This is a genomic window from Roseateles sp. DAIF2 (assembly GCF_015624425.1).
Taxonomy (GTDB): domain Bacteria; phylum Pseudomonadota; class Gammaproteobacteria; order Burkholderiales; family Burkholderiaceae_C; genus Kinneretia.
In genome coordinates, this window is record NZ_CP049919.1 from 245,397 (window position 1) to 262,620 (window position 17,224).

The following is a 17,224-nucleotide window of genomic DNA, read 5'->3' on the forward strand; positions in this document are numbered from 1 at the left end:
GGGCGTCGTTGGGTCCCGTCCTTACTCAGCGCCGATTAGTTGGATCTCGAAGATCAGCGCGGCATTGCCAGGGATATCTCTCTGTCCGGCACTGCCGTAGGCCAGTGAAGCCGGGATCAACAGGGTGCGCTTGCCGCCTACCTTCATGCCGACCAGACCTTGCTCCCAACCTTTGATGAGGGTTCCGGCCCCCAGTGTGAAGGCGATGGGGGATCCGTTGGTCGAGGTTTCGAACTGCGTGCCCTTCTGATTGGCCGTGACCCGCACGTCATAGAGCCAGCCGGTGTAATGGACGGTCAGCTTCTTGCCGTTTTGTGCTTCGGCGCCAGCACCCAACAGGGTGTCGGTGGTCTTCAATGTGGTGATGGCTGTGGAGCCGGAGACTTCACCCCAGCCGGGGGTGTTGTCATTGCCGCCCCCGCCTCCACCGCAGGCGCTCAGGCCCAGTAAGGTAACGGTGGCAGCGCTCAGCGCGAGGAGATGGCGACGGGATGTCTTCGCAAGGCTCATGGTCGGCAGTTCGGACATGTTGTGGACCAGCTTGCGTGTCGCTGCCGGTCCGTTGGCGATAAGCGAGGGCACCGGTCATGCCGGCCTCGCCGAGAGGAGATGCCTTCGCGTGGAAGGCGCGCGCGGCAGTGTAGCGACGGCTTCGGCCACATCTTGTTGCTATTGGGTGAAGTTGTGCGTCAGCGGGAACGATCGGCAACACGTTGCACGCCAGAACTCCAGGAGGACTCCGATGCCTGCGCTACCGGTACGTCTTGCCCCCAAGCTTGTCGCTATCTTGGTTGCCTTGCTGCTAGCAGCCTGCGGCGGCGGCTCCGTCTACGTCGGTATCGGCGACGGTGATGGCGGTAACGACCCGCCCCGTCCGCGGCCGAACCCTTATCCCAACCCGCCCACGCTGAGCTGCAGCCCGGCCGGGCTGGCGGCCTCGGCGCAGAGCAGCTGGCCGACCGTCTGCATGCTGACCAGCAGCGGCGAGATGGTGTTCGAGCTCTACGACCGGCCCTATGCGCCGCTCAGCGTCGCCAACTTTCTGCGCTATGTCGCCGACGGCTATTACAGCAACACGCTGATCCACCGCGTCGAGCGCGACTTCGTGGTCCAGGGCGGCGGCTATACCAGCGGCCAGGTGCCGCGGCCGACGGCCTATGCGCCGATCGCGCTGGAGAGCAACAACGGCCTGTCCAATCTGCGCGGCACGATCGCGATGGCCCGGCGCAGCGAGCCCAACAGCGCCACCAGCCAGTTCTTCGTCAATGTGCTCGACAACAGCCGCGCGTTGGACTACCAGAGCGCCGCGCAGCCGGGCTATGCGGTGTTCGGCCGCCTGATCTCGGGCTGGAACACGCTGGACGCGATCAACGAGCTGCCGGTGTATGTCTACAGCGATACCGACCGGCGGCCGCGCACCGAGGTGCTGGTGTACTGGGTGCAGCGGCTGAAGTAGCGAGCGAGTTGATCAAGCATTCATCCGCCCTTCAGGCCCAAGTCTCATGCTTGATCGATGGACAAGGGACGGATGATGACGACGATGGCGGCCGGTCTGATGTGGGTGGCGAGCCAGGCCGCGCTGGCGCTCGAACCACTGGCCGCGCAGCGCGAGCGCCTGGAGCGCCTGCTGGCCCGGTCGGGGTCGGCCACCGGCCTGGTGGTGGCCCGGCTCGAGGGCGACGGCCCGCCGGAAGTCTTGCTGCTGGGGCGTAGCGGGCGGGATGGTCCGGCGCTGGACATGAAGTCTCGCTTCGAGCTGGGCTCGGTGACCAAGGCCCTGAGCGGCAGCCTGCTGGCGCGGCTGGCCGCGCAGGGCCGGCTGGGCCTGGACGATCCGGTCGAGCGCTGGCTGCCCGAACTGGCCGGCAGGCCGGCGGGGCGTCTGAGCCTGCGCAGCCTGGCCACGCATCACTCGGGCCTGCCGCGGCTGCCGCTGTCGGCGCGCTTCATCTGGGCGCTGATCGCGGAGCATGACGACCCCTACCGCCATCTCGACCGGGACCGCCTGATCCAGTGGCTGCGCGATTGGCCGGGGGTCAAGAGAGGAGGAGCCGTGCAGCCGCCGGAGTTCCTGTACTCGAACCTCGGTTATGCGCTGCTGGGCCAGGTGCTGGAGCGCGCCGGCGGCATGCCGCTGGCCGCGCTGATGGAGCGCGAGCTGCTGCGCCCGGCCGGGGCCGCCGGCGCGGGCCTGGACGAGGCCCTGATGGCCGGCCAGATACCAGGGCATGACGAGCGCGGCCGCGTCACGCCGCCCTGGCATATGGGGCCGCTGGCGGCGATGGGCGCGCTGCGCGCCGACACGACCCAGATGCTGGCGTTGCTGGAGGCCATGCGGCGCCGGCGCCCGCCCTTCGATGCCGGTGCCGAACGCGAGCAGCAGCGCCGCAGCGCCAGCAGCGCGGCGGGCCTGGGCTGGGTCCGCAGCGAACGGGCGGGCGACCGCATCGTCTGGCACAACGGCGGCACCGGCGGCTTTCGCAGCTTCATCGGCTATAGCGAGCTGAGCGGCCGCGCCGTGCTGCTGATGGCCAACGGGCATCTGGATGTCGACAGCCTGGGCATGGCGCTGATCAATCCGGCCCTCGTCGCGCCGCCGGCCGCCGGGCGCTCCTGATGCCGATCAGCAGGCTGTCGGAAAACGTCGCGAGGACGGCCAGCTGCTAGGCGCCCGGAGCGCAGGAACCGGAACGTACTTCCTGTACGTGAGGATTCCGAGCACCGCGCAACGACGCAGATGGCCGCCGCAGTAGTTTTTCGACAGCCTGTCAGGCCTTCAGGAACTCCGCCTTGCCACCCAGCCAACGCTCCACCTGGCGCCGGGCGGCGTCCGGGTGCTGGTCCAGCAGGCGCGGCGCGAGTTCGCGCGCGGCTTTCAGCAGCGGCGCATCCTCCTGCAGGTCGGCAAAACGCAGCAGCTCGGCGCCGCTCTGGCGCGAGCCCATGAACTCGCCGGGACCGCGGATATCCAGGTCGCGGCGCGCGATCTCGAATCCGTCGTTGGTCTCGGCCATCGCGCGCAGCCGGTCCTTGCCGGTCGGCGACAGCGGGCCGGTGTAGAGCAGCACGCAGACGCTGGCCTTGGCGCCGCGGCCGACGCGCCCGCGCAGCTGGTGCAGCTGCGAGAGGCCGAAGCGCTCGGCATGCTCGATCACCATCAGGCTGGCGTTCGGCACATCCACGCCGACCTCGATCACCGTGGTCGCCACCAGCACGCTCATCGCGCCGGCGCTGAACTGCGCCATCACCGCGGCCTTCTCGGCGGGCGGCATGCGGCCGTGCAGCAGGCCGACCAGGCGGCCGGGCAGGGCGGCGCTCAGTTCGGCATAGGTCTCGGTGGCGTTCTTCAGGTCCAGGGTCTCGCTCTCCTCGATCAGCGGGCAGACCCAGTAGACCTGCGCGCCCTTGTCGCCGACCTCGTCGCGGATGCGCTCGATCACATTCAGCCGCTTCTCGTCGGCGAACACCTTGGTGACGATCGGCGTGCGCCCGGGCGGCAGCTCGTCGATGGTGCTGACGTCCAGGTCGGCGAAATAGGTCATCGCCAGGGTGCGCGGGATCGGCGTCGCGCTCATCATCAGCAGGTGCGGCTCCAGCGCCTGCGAAGCCAGCTTCTTGCGCAAGGCCAAACGCTGCGCGACGCCGAAGCGGTGCTGCTCGTCGATGATGGCCAGGCCCAGCTTCTTGAAGCTGACCTTGTCCTCGATCACCGCATGGGTGCCGATCACCAGCTGGGCCGAGCCGTCGGCCACGGCATCGATCATCTTCTGGCGCGCCTTGCCCTTGACGCTGCCGGTCAGCCAGGCCACCTTCAGGCCCAGCGGCTCCAGCCAGCCGACCAGCTTGCGGAAATGCTGCTCGGCCAGGATCTCGGTCGGCGCCATCAGCGCGCATTGCCAGCCCGCGTCGATCGCCACTGCCGCGGCCAGCGCCGCGACCACGGTCTTGCCCGCACCGACATCGCCCTGCAGCAGGCGGTGCATCGGCTGCGGCCGCGCCAGGTTCTGCGCGATCTCCTCGGCCACGCGCTGCTGGGCGCCGGTCAGGCCGAAGGGCAGGGCGGCCAGCAACTGCTCGTGCAGGCCGCCGGGCCGGGCGCACAGCGCCGGTGCCTTCAGTCGCGCGCGTTCGCGCTGGGCCTGCAGCTGGCTCAGCTGCTGGGCCAGCAGCTCCTCGAACTTCAGGCGCTGCCAGGCCGGGTGGCTGTGGTCCTCCAGCTGGGCCAGGCCCAGGCGCGGCGGCGGGTGGTGCAGGAAGTCCAGCGCCTCGCGCAGCGCCGGCAGCTGGCGCGGCACGCTGCCCGGCGGCAGCAGTTCGGCCAGGTCGGCTCGCCGCAGCCCCGCGGCCACCGCCTTGCGCAGATAGGCCTGCGGCAGGCTGGCGCTGGTCGGGTAGACGGGGGTCAGGCTTTGCGCCAGCGGCGTGTCTTCGTCCACCGCGCGGAAGCTCGGATGCACCATCTCGCGCCCGAAGAAGCCGCCGCGCAGCTCGCCGCGCACGCGCAGACGCTGACCCACGCCACAAGTCTTCTGGTGCGAGGGGTAGAAATGGATGAAGCGCAGCAGCAGCTCGTCGCCCGCCTCGTCCTCGATCCGCACGATCAGCTGGCGCCGGCCGCGCTGCTCGATGCGGCACTCGGTGACGATGCCCTCGCATTGCACCGTGTCGCCCTCGCGCGCCAGGCGCACCGGTGTCAGGCGGGTCTCGTCCTCGTAGCGCAGCGGCAGATGCAGCGCCAGGTCGATGTCGCGCAGCAGGCCCAGCCGCTCCATGGCCTTCTGCGGCGCGGACTTGCTGGTCTTGGCGTCGGTGGCGCTGGCTTTGGCAGGACTGGATGAAACCTCAGGCATGGGCGCGATTCTGCCTGCGATCCCCCGGAATCTCGTGGGTTGCCCGGCTCGAACATGATCGAGAAACATGGAAAATCCGCGCTCCAACAAATACCTAGAGGAAGAGGGAGGGCTCGCCATGAGCACGAACCTGTATGAGCGCGCCGGATGGGCCGGCGTGCTGTTGAGCGCTGCGCTGCTGAGCGCCTGCGGTGGCGGTGGCGACAGCGCCGACCCGGCGCCGCAACCGACGGTGCAACCCACCGCGATCCCGGACAACCTGAGCATCACGGCCCCGGCCAGCAGCGATGTGACGGCCGGCACCACGTTCACCAGCAACGCCGCGGCCCTGACCGGCCTGAGCTTCGCCTGGAGCTTCGGCGATGGCAGCGGCAGCACCGAGGCCAGCCCCAAGCACGACTACGCCAAGGTGGGCGACTACGAGGTCACCCTGCGGGTCAGCAACACCGCCGGCGCTTCCAAGGAGCTGAAGTACAAGCTCAGCGTCAACAACCGCGCCCATGTGAAGGGCCTGGTCTGCTCCGCGGCCGCCGACAGCGGCTGGTGCTGGCAGCAGCCCCGCCCCACCGGCACCAGCCGCGAGGACTACTTCTTCCTCGACGCGCAGACCGGTTGGTCGGTGGGCGACAACGGCGAGATCTTCAAGACGGTCGATGGCGGCAAGACCTGGGCCCGGCAGGACAGCGGCCTCAGCGCGCGCCTGCTATCCATCGCCTTTGCGGATGCCAACAACGGCTGGGCCGTGGGCAGCTATGGCGCCGTGCTGCGCAGCACCGATGGCGGCAAGACCTGGAGCCAGCAGGCCCTGGGCCTGAGCGATTCGGGCCTGCGCGTGCGCGCAATCGACGCCAACACCGCGGCGGTCTACTCGATATACGGGTACGGCCGCATGCGCCGCACCACGGATGGCGGCAAAACCTGGGTCGAGCAGGCCTTTGCGCCGACGGAGATCGGTACCGACGGCACGCTGTGGAGCTTCGACGGCTACACGCTGAAGAAATCCAGCGATGGTGGCGCCACTAGCAGCACCCTGTACTCGGGCGGTTCTTACAGCGACCGCTTCCAGCTGGTCGACTCCCAGCTGCTCTTCGTGCGCAGCTACAGCTCGACCTGGGACAGTGCGAACAGCCGCTACGTTACCAAGCTGACCTTGCGCCGCAGCAGCGATGCGGGTGCCAGCTGGACCAGCTACGAGGCCCAGGGCCTGGTCGATGCCGACCTGAGCTACTCCGGCCTGGGCGATGTCAGCTTCCAGGATGCCGACAAGGGCTTCCTGGTGGCCGGTGCCAACATCTACCGCAGTGCCGATGGTGGCCGCAGCTGGAGCAAGCTCGGCACGCCGGCAAGCGGCAGCTGGAGCTATAGCAGCGCCAAGATCTTTGCCGGCGGCGTGCTCTATCGCAAGTCCAACGACAACAAGGACCACTTCCTCAGCGAGGATGGCGGCGGCAGCTGGCTGCGCGTTGCCTCGCCCACCAGCGACGGCATGATCAGCTACAGCCCACGCCGTCTGGGCGCCAAGACCTGGCTCTGGGTCAGTGGCGATCAGGCCTATCTGAGTAACGATGGCATGCTCAGCTGGACCCAGGTGGGCGGTGTGAGTCGCGAGGTCGCCCAGCGCTCCCTGGAGGCGGCCTGGTTCTTCGACGCCAAGCGCGGCCTGGCCCTGAACGCCAGCGGCGAGCTGCAAGAAACTAGCAATGGGGGCCTGGACTGGAGCACCAAGATCAAGAATCTGGTGGCGGCCAACTATGGCACGAGCGAGTTCCAGTTCACTGCCAATGGCAGCAAGGGTTGGCTGCTGGCAGGTGACAACAGGATCTACCGCAGCAGCGACGGCGGCGCGAGCTGGTCCACACCGTTGATGGGCCGCTACACCATCGGCGCCTTCCATTTCGTGGACGAGAGCACTGGTTTTGCCAAGGCCTATGACCAGAACGCCAACAAGCATGTGCTGCTGGCCAGCAGCGATGGCGGTACCACCTGGACGCAGCGGGCCGAACTCACCGCCGAGGGCACTGCCCTGCAGTTCGGCAGTGACAAGAAGGGTGTGATCGTGGGCCGCGGTGGTCACATTCTTGCCACCGAGGACGGTGGCAAGACCTGGGTGGCTCGTTTTAGCGGCACTTCGGTCAGCCTGAACCGGGTGCTGTTCAGCGATGCCAGCACGGCCTGGGCTCTGGGCGAGAGCGGCACGGTGCTGAAGTCCGGCGATGCCGGCCAGACCTGGACCCCGGTGAATGTGGGGGCCACGCAGCGCCTGAACAGCATCCGCTTCATCGATGCCCAGCAGGGCTGGATCGTGGGCGATGGTGGCACCATCCTCTTGACCCGCGATGGCGGCCGAACCTGGGTGCCTCAGAACTCGGGCACGCAGAAGTCCTTGCAGCGTGTCTATGCCGTGGATAGCCGCACCGCCTGGATCAGCGGCAACGAAGGCACCCTCCTGGCCACAGGTACCGGCGGTCTCTGAGCCCACGACCACTGCTTTGCTGAAAGCCGACCCGGCACCCGGGTCGGCTTTTTCTTTTTCCGCCAGTAGTCGGCCTCAGCCCGAAGCCCCCTTCAGCAACGCATCCCTCACCCACCCCACCGCCTCGTTCGGCTCATCCGCACACATCAGGAAATAGGGCAGAGGCGCCGGCAGCGACGGCCCGGGCAGGGGCAACAGCTGGCCGCGCTGCACCGCATCGGCGCAGAGGTCGGTCGGCAGCAGGGCCACGCCGGCGCCCTGCATGCAGGCCTGGGCCGCCAGATGGACCAGGTTGAAGCGCAGGCCGGGCAGGGGCAGCTCGATCGGCACGCCGGCCTGGGCGAACCATTCCTCGAAGCCGGGCGAGCTCCAGCCGCGGTCCTCGGCGCTGAGGTGCAGCAGGGGCAGATGCCGCAGCACGTCGGCCGGGCGGGTACGGTGCCGCGGCCGCCCTTGCTGCTCCAGCAGGGCCGGCGCCGCATGGGCCTGGAAGGACGCGTTCAACAGCAGATGCTGGGTGTGGCCGGGCAGGTCGGTGCGCCGGTAGTAGAGCGAGAGATCGGCATTCAGCCGGCCGGTGGAGCGATGCGGTTCGGCCAGCACGCGGATCTCGATCTCGGGGCGCAGCCGGTTCAGCGCGATGACCCGCGGTGTCAGCCAGAGCGTGGCGACGCTGAGCTGGGCCCGCACGCTGACCACCGGCCGGGCCCGGTGCTCGCGCATCGAGCGGCTGGTGCTGACCAGCCCCTCGAAGGCATCGCGCACGCGCAGCGCATAGTCGCGCCCCTCGTCGGTCAGGGCCACGCCGTTGGCATGGCGCTGGAACAGCGGCTGGCCCAGCCAATGCTCCAGCTGCTTGACCTGGTGGCTGATCGCCGCCGCGCTCAGGTGCAGCTCGTTCGCGGCGCGCGCGAAGCTCATGTGGCGGGCCGCGGCCTCGAAGGCGCGCAGGGCGGGCAAGGGCGGGATGCGCTTGTTGTCCATGGCGGCATTGTTGGGCAAGCCGGGCCGCCGCCGCGACCCGCAGGCTCAATCCTGTTAAGCCTGAGCCCTCAGGAGATCCGTTTGCCGCTGAGCCTGCCCGCGACGGAGGATGGCGGCACGCCGTACTCGTGTCAGCACCAACCCGCCGCTCGTGCCCCTCCTTATGTCCATGCCGCCGAACCTGCTCCAGCCCCTGCTGCACCCCAGCCCCTCGCACCGCCAGCGCCAGGCCTGGCTGTTGCTGCGGTTAGTCCTGGCCGGGCTGATCGGCATCCATGGCGTGGCGCGGGTCTGGTACGGGGCGGTGGCTCCCTTCGGCCAATGGCTGGAGGGTCAGGGCTGGACGCAGGGTCTGGCCATCGCCGTGCTGATCACGGCGCTGGAGATCTGCGGCCCGCTGCCGCTGGCGCTGGGGCGCTGCCTGGTGCCGCTGTGTCTGGGCTTTGCCGCGTTGTACGCGATGGGCATTGCCCTGGTCCATGCCCAGGCCGGCTGGTTCGTCGTCGGCCTGGGCCGCAACGGCGCCGAGTACTCGGTGCTGCTGATCGTTTGCCTGCTGCTGCTGGCCTGGCAGTCCGTCCCGCCTCGATCTTCCTTTTCTTCTTCATCCACAAGCGACTCGAACCCATGCTGAGCTTTTCTTCTCCTTCTACCGCCTCCTCCTCCCGGAACCCGATGCCCGCCCGCCTGGGCTCCTGCGTCCTGCTGCTGCTGGCGGCGGCGCTGCTCGGCGGCTGCTCCAGCATCGCCGGCAGCACGAACATGCTCAGCGATGAACGCCTCGTCGCCGAGGCGGCCGGCGCGCTGGGCAAGGCGCCGGCCGACCTGAAGCTGCTGTCGCGCCAGACCTCGGGCACCAACACCTACGCGGTGCTGCGCGGCAAGGACGGCAAGGAGCACAGCTGCACGATCAATGGCGGCAACCTGCTGTCCTTCGGCATGGTGAACCCGCCGAGCTGCCAGCCGCGCTAGTCGTCGTCGGCCGGGTCAGCAGCCGGCCTTGTCCTTGAGTTCGTCCAGGAAGCGCTGCAGCGCGGCGCGGCTTTCCACGTGTCGGTGGATGCCGCCATGCCCCGCGCGGGGCGCCTCGACCAGCGTCGCGCATTGCGGGTGCTGCATCCGCTCGACGATGGCGCGGGCGAAACGCGGTGGCGTCACGGGGTCCTGCCCGCCCACCAGCATCAGGGTGGGGCGGCGCAGCCGCTGCAGGGCCTGGCGGTTGTCGTAGGCCCTGACCGTGTCGGCCAGATGGACGCTGACGAAGGGGCGGCCGTACCAGGGCACCTTGTTGTCGGCCCAGTACTGAGCATTGGTCAGCGCACCCTCAAGGATCAGCGCGTCCGGGGCCAGGTCTTGCGCCAGATGGGCACCGACGAGGGTGCCCAGCGAATAGCCCCAGTACACCAGGGGCAGGTCGGCGCCGCCCTGGCGCCGCGCCTCGGCGGCTGCGGCGCGGGCGTCGGCCAGCAGCCGGGCCGTGCCGCCCTCGCCAGCGCTCAGGCCGGTACCCCGGTAGTCCCAGACCATCAGATGCACCGGCAGTTCGCCGGCCAGGGTGGCCAGCCAGGATGCGTCCTTCTGGACATGGTTGCCCGCGCCCTGGAAGTAGAGCACCGTGGCCACCGCCCGGGGATGGCGCAGGAACAGGCCGCCCAGGGTCACACCGTCTTCGCTTCCGAATTGCAGCCGTTCCACCTGCCGCGGCGCGGCCAGCGGCTGGGCCCGCGCCAGCCAGTCCGCGGGCGGGGTGGCGCCGGAGCGGCGGAACATGTCGCCGTCCTTGACCTCGATCGACTGGCAGCCGGCCAGCGCGGTGACGGCCAGCAGCAGGAGGGCGGGACCCAGGGGGCGGAGCAGCGAAGAACTCATGGCCATATCTTCCGGTCGGGCATTGAAGCTAATGAGGAAGCCGCGAGTCTAAACAGGCCCCATGGGACAATCCCTGCCCGTTTGGCACGGGTCCGTCCGGCCCTCAACAGATTCCCATGACCGCAGCTTCCTCCTCCTCCTCGCCCCGCCATTTCACCGTCAGCGACTTCGATTTCGCGCTGCCGCCCGAGCTGATCGCCCAGCATCCCGCCGCCGAGCGCAGCGCCTCGCGCCTGCTGGACGGCCGCGCCGTGGTGCCGGTGGACCGGGTGTTCCGCGAGCTGCCCGAGCTGCTGCAGGCCGGCGACCTGCTGGTGTTCAACAACACCAAGGTGATCAAGGCGCGGCTGTATGGCGCCAAGGCCAGCGGCGGCGCGGTGGAAGCGCTGGTCGAGCGCGTGCTGCCGGGCACGCGCGAGGTCTGGGCCCATATGCGCGCCAGCAAGGCGCCCAAGCCGGGCGCCGTCGTGCGCTTTGCCGATGGCGCCTTCGAGGCCGAGGTGCTGGGCCGCTGCGGCCCGGACAACGGCCTGTTCCACCTGCGCCTGTCGGGCGATCCCTTCGCGCTGCTGGAGCAGCATGGCCATGTGCCGCTGCCGCCCTATATCGAGCATGGCGACAGCGCCGACGATGTGCGCCGCTACCAGACCGTGTTCGCCAAGGAACCGGGCGCGGTGGCCGCGCCGACCGCGGCCCTGCATTTCGACGAGGCCCTGCTGGCGCGGCTGGCGGCGCGCGGCGTCGGCCAGGCCCATGTGACCCTGCATGTGGGCGCCGGCACCTTCCAGCCGGTGCGGGTCGAATCGCTGGCCGAGCACAAGATGCACAGCGAATGGTTCGAGGTGAGCCAGGCCACGGTGGACGCGATCGCGGCCTGCAAGGCGGCCGGCGGCAAGGTGGTGGCGGTCGGCACCACGACCCTGCGCGCGCTGGAATCCGCCGCGCGTGGCGGCCAGTTGGCGGCCGGGGCGCGCGAGACCGACATCTTCATCACGCCCGGCTTCGAGTTCCGCGTCGTCGACCGCCTGGTGACCAACTTCCACCTGCCCAAGAGCACCCTGATGATGCTGGTCTCGGCCTTCGCCGGCTACGAGCACATCATGGCGCTGTACCGTCACGCGATCGAGCAGCGCTACCGCTTCTTCAGCTATGGCGATGCGATGCTGCTGGAGAGAAGCAGGCCGGCCGGCTGAAGTCGGCGTGGCCCCTGGTGCGCGAGCCGGCGCGGCGTGGAGCCGATCTGGCAATGCACGACGTCGATGCGCTTGCTTGCGCAGGCCATAGATCCAGTCGGAGCACGGCGCTTCTTCCAGGAGGACGATGGTGGGCGAGGCTGAGGCGCTCTCGCAGGCTGCTGAAAAACGTCGCGAGGACGGCCAGCGGCTAGGCGCCCGGAGCGCAGGAACCGGAACGTACTTCCTGTACGTGAGGATTCCGAGCACCGCGCAACGACGTAAATGGTCGCCGCAGTAGTTTTTCAGCAGCCTGCTAGTCTTGAGGCAGGAAGCTGCCGACCTTGGCATGTAGCAGCTTCACCAGCGCGGGATCCATGAATTGGTAGCGGTCCGGAATGTTCAGGCACACGACCCGCTTGCCGCGCAGCCAGGGTTTGAATTCGCTGGACAGTTTCACCTTGTGCTGGCGCTCCATCACGAAGATCAGGTCGGCCCATTCGACCAGCTCCGGTGTCAGCGGGTTTTCGGCACCGTGATTCAGGCCGGCGGACGCGCATTCGATGCCGGGGTGCTCGGCAAAGATCTGCTCGGCGGTGGGGCTGCGCCAGCGGTTCAGGCTGCAGAGGAAGAGGACTCGTTGCATGGCGGTGGGCCGACTGGTGCTCTCGGGGCAGAAAAAGGGAGGAATGGGAGACCTGGCTCTAGTAACCAGCCTTCCCATATGTCCTAAATATGTGACTTGTTGCGGACGCGTCCAGGAAATGCCTCCGCCGAGTGAGAGCTGAACTCGGCTAAGCTACCCCTTACAACAGAGGAGGCGCCGTGTATATCACACGCATTCGAGTCAAGAATTTTCGTTCGCTTGTAGACGCAGATATTCTTCCAACGAACTACACGGTACTCGTAGGCCCGAACGATTCTGGAAAGAGCAACGTTCTGCGCGCGCTGAACTTGTTCTTCAACAATCAGACAGATGTTGGCCAAAGCCTTGTTTTTGATCTCGACTATAGCCAGCAGGCACCAATCAAAGTAAACCGGGCAAAACAGATTGAGATTGAGCTCGAGTTTAAACCGCCCAATAACTATACAGACAACCAACCTGTCGTCTGGAAGAAAACTTGGCGGGATGGCCTAAGCACTCCCTACTCGGATGATCTTCGTACTGTAGACGGCAGGGAGTTCAGTCCAAGGTCTAAAACGGATTTTTGGGTTCGGCAAATTGGATATGAGTATGTGCCGGCGATTCGAGGGAAAGAGTTCTTCGCTACCCTAAAGCGTCGGCTGCACAACACTCTCGCTGAAACGATCGCACCTCGTTTAGCCTCGGCATCGGGAAGCTTTCTCGGAAATATCAGAAAGGAAGTAGGCAACATCGAAGCGGAGGCACGGCGGCTCTTTGCACTCAAGACGGAGTTTGCTCTCCCCAGCGATCTTGGAAGCCTCTTCGAGATACTTGACCTTAAGACCGCTGATAAGCATGCGGCAACGCCTCTTCAGAACCGAGGCGACGGGATCCAGGGTCGCCATATTCCGGTCATCCTCCGCTTTCTTGCAGATCAGAGAAAGACGAATTTCGCGCGTGGCAAACCCCCTCCGGAGACTATCTGGGGCTACGAGGAACCGGAGAACAATCTCGAACTGATCAAGCAGGTGGATGAGGCTGCCGAGTTCTATCGTTGCTCCAGCACGATTCAGGTATTGCTGACCACCCATTCCCCCGCCTTTTATGGTGTGACGAAGACGCAAGAGAAGGCCAACACTTGGTTTGCCACGCGGGCCGAAGGGCAAACTGCTTTCAAGAACTCAGCAACACAGCAAGCGCTTGATGAAGGGCTTGGTTTGATGCCATTTGTCGAGCCCTACCTTCGGGCCGCCGTTCAACAGCGGACGGAGATGCTGCAACAGCTGAAAACGTTGCACTCGCAGTCAATGCATATCGATCGTCCACTCCTTTGTATGGAGGGTGCGACGGACAAGGAGGTTATTGAAGCCGCCTGCAAGGTACTTTTCCCAGCCCCGCTTCCATTTGAAATTGTCGCGAAGCCGGGAATGGGTGCTGGCGTTGGTTGGGCGGTTGGCTATGCTACAGCTCGAGCTGTTCTGCCCGATCTGAAGCACAAGACTGCTGTTCTCTTCGATGGTGATGAAGCCGGCACCGAAGCACGAAAAACTCTGACTGCGCGGTTGAAGGCTGTGGCGAGTGCGGACCGAATCAAGGCTTTCAAGGTTGGTGCGGATAACGCAAACGACGAACTTCGCAAAGTTCTCCAGGGCGGCTTTCAGATTTCAGTAGCGCTCGAAGAGATCTGCGGAGTGGATGCATGGAACTACGCTGAATCCAAGGGATGGCTTGAAGATCGACCTGATGTGGTCAAACAGAATGCGAGCAAGCTAAAAGTCAACGAATCATTTGCAGACTTGGTGGCACGGCGAATTTCAGATGCTGCTTGCAGGAGGCTGATCCACAAGCGTGTCAGCGGTGAGCGCAAAGGGCAGTTCGCTAAGTACCTTGTGAAGGAGATCGAGAATACAAAACAAGTTCCACCAACTCTTGAGAAGCTTGTTCGATCGATTCACACGTATTTCAGCTGATCCCACAGGGGGAAACCAAAGCAAACGGTCACCCGAAGGCGGCCGTTCAGCGCAGAAGCAAAGAGAGCCTGAACCTCAGACTTTGCTGCCGTCCTCTCCCGTCAGCAACCGCATGCTCCCCTCGCTTTGGCTGTCCGGATTGCACACATCGTCAGTTGCCAGATCCGGTCTGGTCGGCCGGGGCGAAGGCGGCGCGTCCGGTTTTCCTTTCCATCGACAGGCGCTCCGGCGCATAGCTCAGCTTGGTGCGGCCGCTAGCTGGCGGACGCCAGCCCGTTCACCCTCCCTTCGAGAAACGCTAGATCCGCAGCAGACGACGCCAGCTCGCTGGCCCTGAGATACGCCACACGCGCCTCGGCGCTGCGCCCCTGGCGCGCCAGCAGGTCCGCCTTCGCGGCGAAGAAGGGCTGATAGTCCTTCAGGCCGGCCTCGAGGCGCAGTAACTCCTCCAGCGCCGGCTCCAGCGCGCCGGCCTCGGCCCGAGCCACCGCGCGGTTCAGGCGCACCACGTCGGTGGGCTCGAAGCGCAGCAGGGTGTCGTAGAGGCAGGCGATCTGGGCCCAGTCGGAGCCCTCAGCCTCGCCCTCGCAATGGCAGGCGGCGATCGCGGCCTTGATCTGGTGCGGCCCCAGGGCCTGGCGGCGCAGCGCCCGCTCCAGGATCGCAATGCCGGCCGTGATCTCGTCGCGGCGCCAGAGGCTGCGATCCTGCTGGCCCAGCGGTACCGTGGTGCGGCCGTCGGCATCGCGGCGCGCGAAGCGGCGCGCATGGCCCAGCATCAGCGCGGCCAGGCAGCCCTCGACCTCCGCCTCGCCCGGGCGCAGCCGGTCCAGCAGCGCGCACAGGTACAGCGCCTCCTCGGCCAGGTCCAGGCCGGCCGGGGTGGGACCGGCGCTGTAGCCCGCGTTGAAGATCAGGTAGATGACGGCCAGCACCGCCTCCAGCCGCTGCGGCCAGTCGGCCGGATCGGGCACCGCGTAGCGGATGCCGGCCGCCGCGATCTTGGCTTTGGCGCGCGACAGGCGCTGGCCCATCGTGGCCTCCTGGTCGAGGAAGGCGCAGGCGATCTGGGCGGTCGACAGGCCGGCGACCACGCGCAGGGTCAGCGCCACCTGCGACTTCTGCTCCAGCGCCGGATGGCAGCAGCTGAAGATCAGGCGCAGGCGCTCGTCGGGGATCTCACCGCCCGTGTTCTCGATCTCGCCGGCTTCGTCGCCGGCCAGTACCAACAGGCTGGCGCCGGCCCGCTCGGCCGTCCGCTGGCTGCGGATGCGGTCCAGCGCCTTGCGATAGGCCACCCGCAGCAGCCAGCCCAGCGGCGACTCGGGAATGATGCCGGCGCGGCCCCAATGGGACAGTGCCGACAGCATCGCGTCCTGCAAGGCATCCTCCGCCAGCTGGAAGTCTTTCAGCCGCGCGATCAGCGCCGCCATCAGGCGCCCCCGGTCCTCGCGCGCCAGGCGGTTGAGGGCCTGGGTCACGGCGATGGCGCCGGAGGTGCTGGAGCCGCTGCTGCTACTGCTCATCGAGGGTGCGGGCGCGCGTGCTTGCGTCAGCCCGCCGGGTTGTAGTCCATCAGCGGGCGCAGCTCGACCGTGCCGAAGCTGGCCGAGGGCACCAGCGCCGCATATTTCAATGCGGCATCCAGGTCGGGCACCTCGATCACGTAATAGCCGCCCAGATGTTCCTTGGTCTCGGCGAAGGGGCCGTCCATGGTCTCCACCTTGGCGCCGCGGATACGCAGCGAGGTCGCGGTCTCCACCCCCTGCAGGCCCTCGCCGGAGATCAGCACGCCGTCGGCGTTCATCTTCTCGTTGAGGGCGAAGAAGCCGGCCATCATGGCCTGGAACTCGGGCGTGCCATAGGCGGGTTCGAGCCGGGGATCGTTGTAGATCAGCAGCATGTATTTCATGGGGATGTCTCTCTCATGGTTGGGTGTGATGCGGGCGGGGCGCTCAGGTCTGACCCCCGTCGCGCTGCGGTGACGGCCATCCGGAGGGACCGCCGGATCGGGGTCTGCGGTAATGCGTGGCGTGCCATGCTGGTTGATGGCCTATCTATCGGTGTTCTCCTTGGGTGTGTTCCGACCTGCAAGGACGCCGTCGATCCCCGGATTTCGACATGGCCTCGAAACCTTCTTCTTCTTTCTTCAACCTGCCGGCCGCCGTCGTCCCGGCCGCTGGCGTGACGCCGCATGATGCCCGTACCGCGGCCCGGCATGGCGGCGCAAACCGGTGAGTGGCTTCCGTCAGAGGCCCGCGGCCATGCCATCCTGACGGCTGGATCGCAGAATCCCGCAAACAGTCCGGGTAAGGAATAGAAAGAGAAGGTCATGACGATGATGACGCCAACCGAACGCGCGCTGCGCTACGACCGTGAACATGCGCGCCCGCTGCGCGCGCTGGCCTACCGCATGCTCGGCTCGCGCGCCGAGGCGGAGGACATCGTGCAGGACGCCTGGCTGCGCTGGGCCGATGTGGACGAAAGCAGCGTCCAGCATGCCGGCGCCTTCCTGTCGCGCCTGGTGACCAATCTCTGCCTGGACAAGCTCGGCTCCGCCGCGGCCCGGCGCGAGCAATATGTCGGCGTCTGGCTGCCCGAGCCGCTGCTGGACGAAGAGGCCCTGAGCGACTGGTCGCCCAGCCCCGAGGCCCAGACCGAGTTCGCGCAGGATGTGTCGCTGGCCTTCCTGCTGACCCTGGAGCGCCTGTCGCCGCTGGAGCGCGCGGCCTTCCTGCTGCACGAGGTGTTCGAGCTGGACTTCGACGAGGTGGCGCGGCGCCTGGAGCGCAGCCCGGCCGCCTGCCGCCAGCTGGCCAGCCGCGCGCGCCAGCATGTGAAGGCCGACTATGCGCGCCGCGAGGTCGAGGCGGAGGAGCGCGAACGCCTGTTCGGCGCCTTCGCCGAGGCGGTGCGCAGCTTCGATGTCGAGGCCCTGGCCCGGGTGCTGACCGAGGACGCGGTGATGCTGGCCGACGGCGGCGGCAAGGTCAGCGCGGTGCCGCGCCCGCTGCATGGCGGCGCGCTGGTCGCCAAAACCTTCATCGGCTTTGCCCAGCTGCCGACCAGCCAGGCCTGGCGCCTGCAGCCGGCCCGCATCAACGGCATGCCGGGCTGCCTGATCCTGGACGGCGACAGCGGTCGGCTGGTGCAGACCATCGCGTTCGCGCCCTCGGCCACCGAGCCGGGCCGCATCGGCGCGATCTATATCCAGCGCAACCCGGACAAGCTGCGCGGCGTGATGGCGGCGCTGGGGCTGCCGCCGCCACCGCGGGCCTAGT

At 67.2% G+C, this 17,224-nt stretch carries 15 protein-coding genes; 8 read left to right on the forward strand and 7 right to left on the reverse strand.

Annotated features, from left to right (window positions below; translation table 11 throughout):
* Positions 1-21 precede the first annotated feature (21 nt).
* The gene (locus G8A07_RS01110) at positions 22-528 is read right to left on the reverse strand and encodes an FKBP-type peptidyl-prolyl cis-trans isomerase (RefSeq protein WP_249937186.1); all 507 of its coding nucleotides are present in this window, start codon (positions 526-528) and stop codon (positions 22-24) included.
* 268 nt (positions 529-796) lie between these two features.
* Between G8A07_RS01110 and G8A07_RS01115 the strand changes: the two genes are divergently transcribed.
* A complete protein-coding gene (locus G8A07_RS01115; protein ID WP_195795307.1) occupies positions 797-1,456 on the forward strand; it encodes a peptidylprolyl isomerase in 660 nt (219 codons plus the stop codon).
* A 72-nt stretch (positions 1,457-1,528) separates the two neighbouring features.
* Positions 1,529-2,617 carry a serine hydrolase gene (locus G8A07_RS01120; protein ID WP_195795308.1) on the forward strand — a complete coding sequence of 363 codons (1,089 nt, stop codon included), beginning with the start codon at positions 1,529-1,531 and terminating at the stop codon, positions 2,615-2,617.
* Between the two features lie 151 nt (positions 2,618-2,768).
* On the opposite strand, the gene recG is transcribed toward G8A07_RS01120, so the two are convergent.
* Positions 2,769-4,850: an ATP-dependent DNA helicase RecG gene (gene recG / locus G8A07_RS01125; protein ID WP_195795309.1), complete on the reverse strand. Its 2,082-nt coding sequence runs from the start codon at positions 4,848-4,850 to the stop codon at positions 2,769-2,771.
* 118 nt (positions 4,851-4,968) lie between these two features.
* Between recG and G8A07_RS01130 the strand changes: the two genes are divergently transcribed.
* Complete coding sequence (locus G8A07_RS01130) at positions 4,969-7,323, forward strand: YCF48-related protein (RefSeq protein WP_195795310.1); 2,355 nt, start codon at positions 4,969-4,971, stop codon at positions 7,321-7,323.
* 75 nt (positions 7,324-7,398) lie between these two features.
* Here G8A07_RS01130 and G8A07_RS01135 read toward each other — a convergent pair whose 3' ends face one another.
* Complete coding sequence (locus G8A07_RS01135) at positions 7,399-8,307, reverse strand: LysR family transcriptional regulator (protein WP_195795311.1); 909 nt, start codon at positions 8,305-8,307, stop codon at positions 7,399-7,401.
* 163 nt (positions 8,308-8,470) lie between these two features.
* Between G8A07_RS01135 and G8A07_RS01140 the strand changes: the two genes are divergently transcribed.
* Together G8A07_RS01140 and G8A07_RS01145 are read left to right on the forward strand one after the other, a co-directional pair.
* Entirely contained in the window at positions 8,471-8,941 is a 471-nt protein-coding gene (locus G8A07_RS01140) for a DoxX family membrane protein (protein WP_195795312.1), read from the forward strand.
* 41 nt (positions 8,942-8,982) lie between these two features.
* Positions 8,983-9,279: a hypothetical protein gene (locus G8A07_RS01145; RefSeq protein WP_195795313.1), complete on the forward strand. Its 297-nt coding sequence runs from the start codon at positions 8,983-8,985 to the stop codon at positions 9,277-9,279.
* 15 nt (positions 9,280-9,294) lie between these two features.
* Here the strand turns inward: G8A07_RS01145 and G8A07_RS01150 are convergent, their stop codons facing one another.
* Positions 9,295-10,176 carry an alpha/beta hydrolase gene (locus G8A07_RS01150; protein ID WP_195795314.1) on the reverse strand — a complete coding sequence of 294 codons (882 nt, stop codon included), beginning with the start codon at positions 10,174-10,176 and terminating at the stop codon, positions 9,295-9,297.
* Positions 10,177-10,292: 116 nt separating this feature from the next.
* On the opposite strand from G8A07_RS01150, the gene queA reads away from it, so the two are divergent.
* Positions 10,293-11,369 (forward strand): tRNA preQ1(34) S-adenosylmethionine ribosyltransferase-isomerase QueA, encoded by a 1,077-nt coding sequence (gene queA / locus G8A07_RS01155; protein WP_195795315.1) that lies wholly within the window; start codon positions 10,293-10,295, stop codon positions 11,367-11,369.
* A gap of 295 nt (positions 11,370-11,664) precedes the next feature.
* Here queA and G8A07_RS01160 read toward each other — a convergent pair whose 3' ends face one another.
* Positions 11,665-11,994: a low molecular weight protein tyrosine phosphatase family protein gene (locus tag G8A07_RS01160; RefSeq protein WP_195795316.1), complete on the reverse strand. Its 330-nt coding sequence runs from the start codon at positions 11,992-11,994 to the stop codon at positions 11,665-11,667.
* Between the two features lie 179 nt (positions 11,995-12,173).
* On the opposite strand from G8A07_RS01160, the gene G8A07_RS01165 reads away from it, so the two are divergent.
* Positions 12,174-13,943, forward strand: coding sequence for an ATP-dependent endonuclease (locus G8A07_RS01165; protein ID WP_195795317.1), 1,770 nt, complete (start codon positions 12,174-12,176; stop codon positions 13,941-13,943).
* Positions 13,944-14,197: 254 nt separating this feature from the next.
* On the opposite strand, the gene G8A07_RS01170 is transcribed toward G8A07_RS01165, so the two are convergent.
* Complete coding sequence (locus G8A07_RS01170; RefSeq protein WP_195795318.1) at positions 14,198-15,469, reverse strand: RNA polymerase sigma factor; 1,272 nt, start codon at positions 15,467-15,469, stop codon at positions 14,198-14,200.
* A gap of 26 nt (positions 15,470-15,495) precedes the next feature.
* The gene (locus G8A07_RS01175; protein WP_195795319.1) at positions 15,496-15,855 is read right to left on the reverse strand and encodes a YciI family protein; all 360 of its coding nucleotides are present in this window, start codon (positions 15,853-15,855) and stop codon (positions 15,496-15,498) included.
* Positions 15,856-16,281: 426 nt separating this feature from the next.
* On the opposite strand from G8A07_RS01175, the gene sigJ reads away from it, so the two are divergent.
* Positions 16,282-17,223 carry an RNA polymerase sigma factor SigJ gene (sigJ, locus tag G8A07_RS01180; RefSeq protein WP_195795320.1) on the forward strand — a complete coding sequence of 314 codons (942 nt, stop codon included), beginning with the start codon at positions 16,282-16,284 and terminating at the stop codon, positions 17,221-17,223.
* The last annotated feature ends 1 nt before the right edge of the window (position 17,224 follow it).

What these genes read in the sequence shown, in the direction of transcription:
- G8A07_RS01175 (WP_195795319.1), bottom strand. Translation starts at nt 15,855, where the DNA reads ATGAAATACATGCTGCTGATCTACAACGATCCCCGGCTCGAACCCGCC.
- G8A07_RS01145 (WP_195795313.1), top strand. Translation starts at nt 8,983, where the DNA reads ATGCCCGCCCGCCTGGGCTCCTGCGTCCTGCTGCTGCTGGCGGCGGCG.
- recG (WP_195795309.1), bottom strand. Translation starts at nt 4,850, where the DNA reads ATGCCTGAGGTTTCATCCAGTCCTGCCAAAGCCAGCGCCACCGACGCC.
- G8A07_RS01150 (WP_195795314.1), bottom strand. Translation starts at nt 10,176, where the DNA reads ATGAGTTCTTCGCTGCTCCGCCCCCTGGGTCCCGCCCTCCTGCTGCTG.
- G8A07_RS01120 (WP_195795308.1), top strand. Translation starts at nt 1,529, where the DNA reads ATGATGACGACGATGGCGGCCGGTCTGATGTGGGTGGCGAGCCAGGCC.
- G8A07_RS01140 (WP_195795312.1), top strand. Translation starts at nt 8,471, where the DNA reads ATGTCCATGCCGCCGAACCTGCTCCAGCCCCTGCTGCACCCCAGCCCC.
- G8A07_RS01170 (WP_195795318.1), bottom strand. Translation starts at nt 15,469, where the DNA reads ATGAGCAGTAGCAGCAGCGGCTCCAGCACCTCCGGCGCCATCGCCGTG.
- G8A07_RS01160 (WP_195795316.1), bottom strand. Translation starts at nt 11,994, where the DNA reads ATGCAACGAGTCCTCTTCCTCTGCAGCCTGAACCGCTGGCGCAGCCCC.
- queA (WP_195795315.1), top strand. Translation starts at nt 10,293, where the DNA reads ATGACCGCAGCTTCCTCCTCCTCCTCGCCCCGCCATTTCACCGTCAGC.
- sigJ (WP_195795320.1), top strand. Translation starts at nt 16,282, where the DNA reads ATGATGACGCCAACCGAACGCGCGCTGCGCTACGACCGTGAACATGCG.
- G8A07_RS01130 (WP_195795310.1), top strand. Translation starts at nt 4,969, where the DNA reads ATGAGCACGAACCTGTATGAGCGCGCCGGATGGGCCGGCGTGCTGTTG.
- G8A07_RS01110 (WP_249937186.1), bottom strand. Translation starts at nt 528, where the DNA reads ATGTCCGAACTGCCGACCATGAGCCTTGCGAAGACATCCCGTCGCCAT.
- G8A07_RS01135 (WP_195795311.1), bottom strand. Translation starts at nt 8,307, where the DNA reads ATGGACAACAAGCGCATCCCGCCCTTGCCCGCCCTGCGCGCCTTCGAG.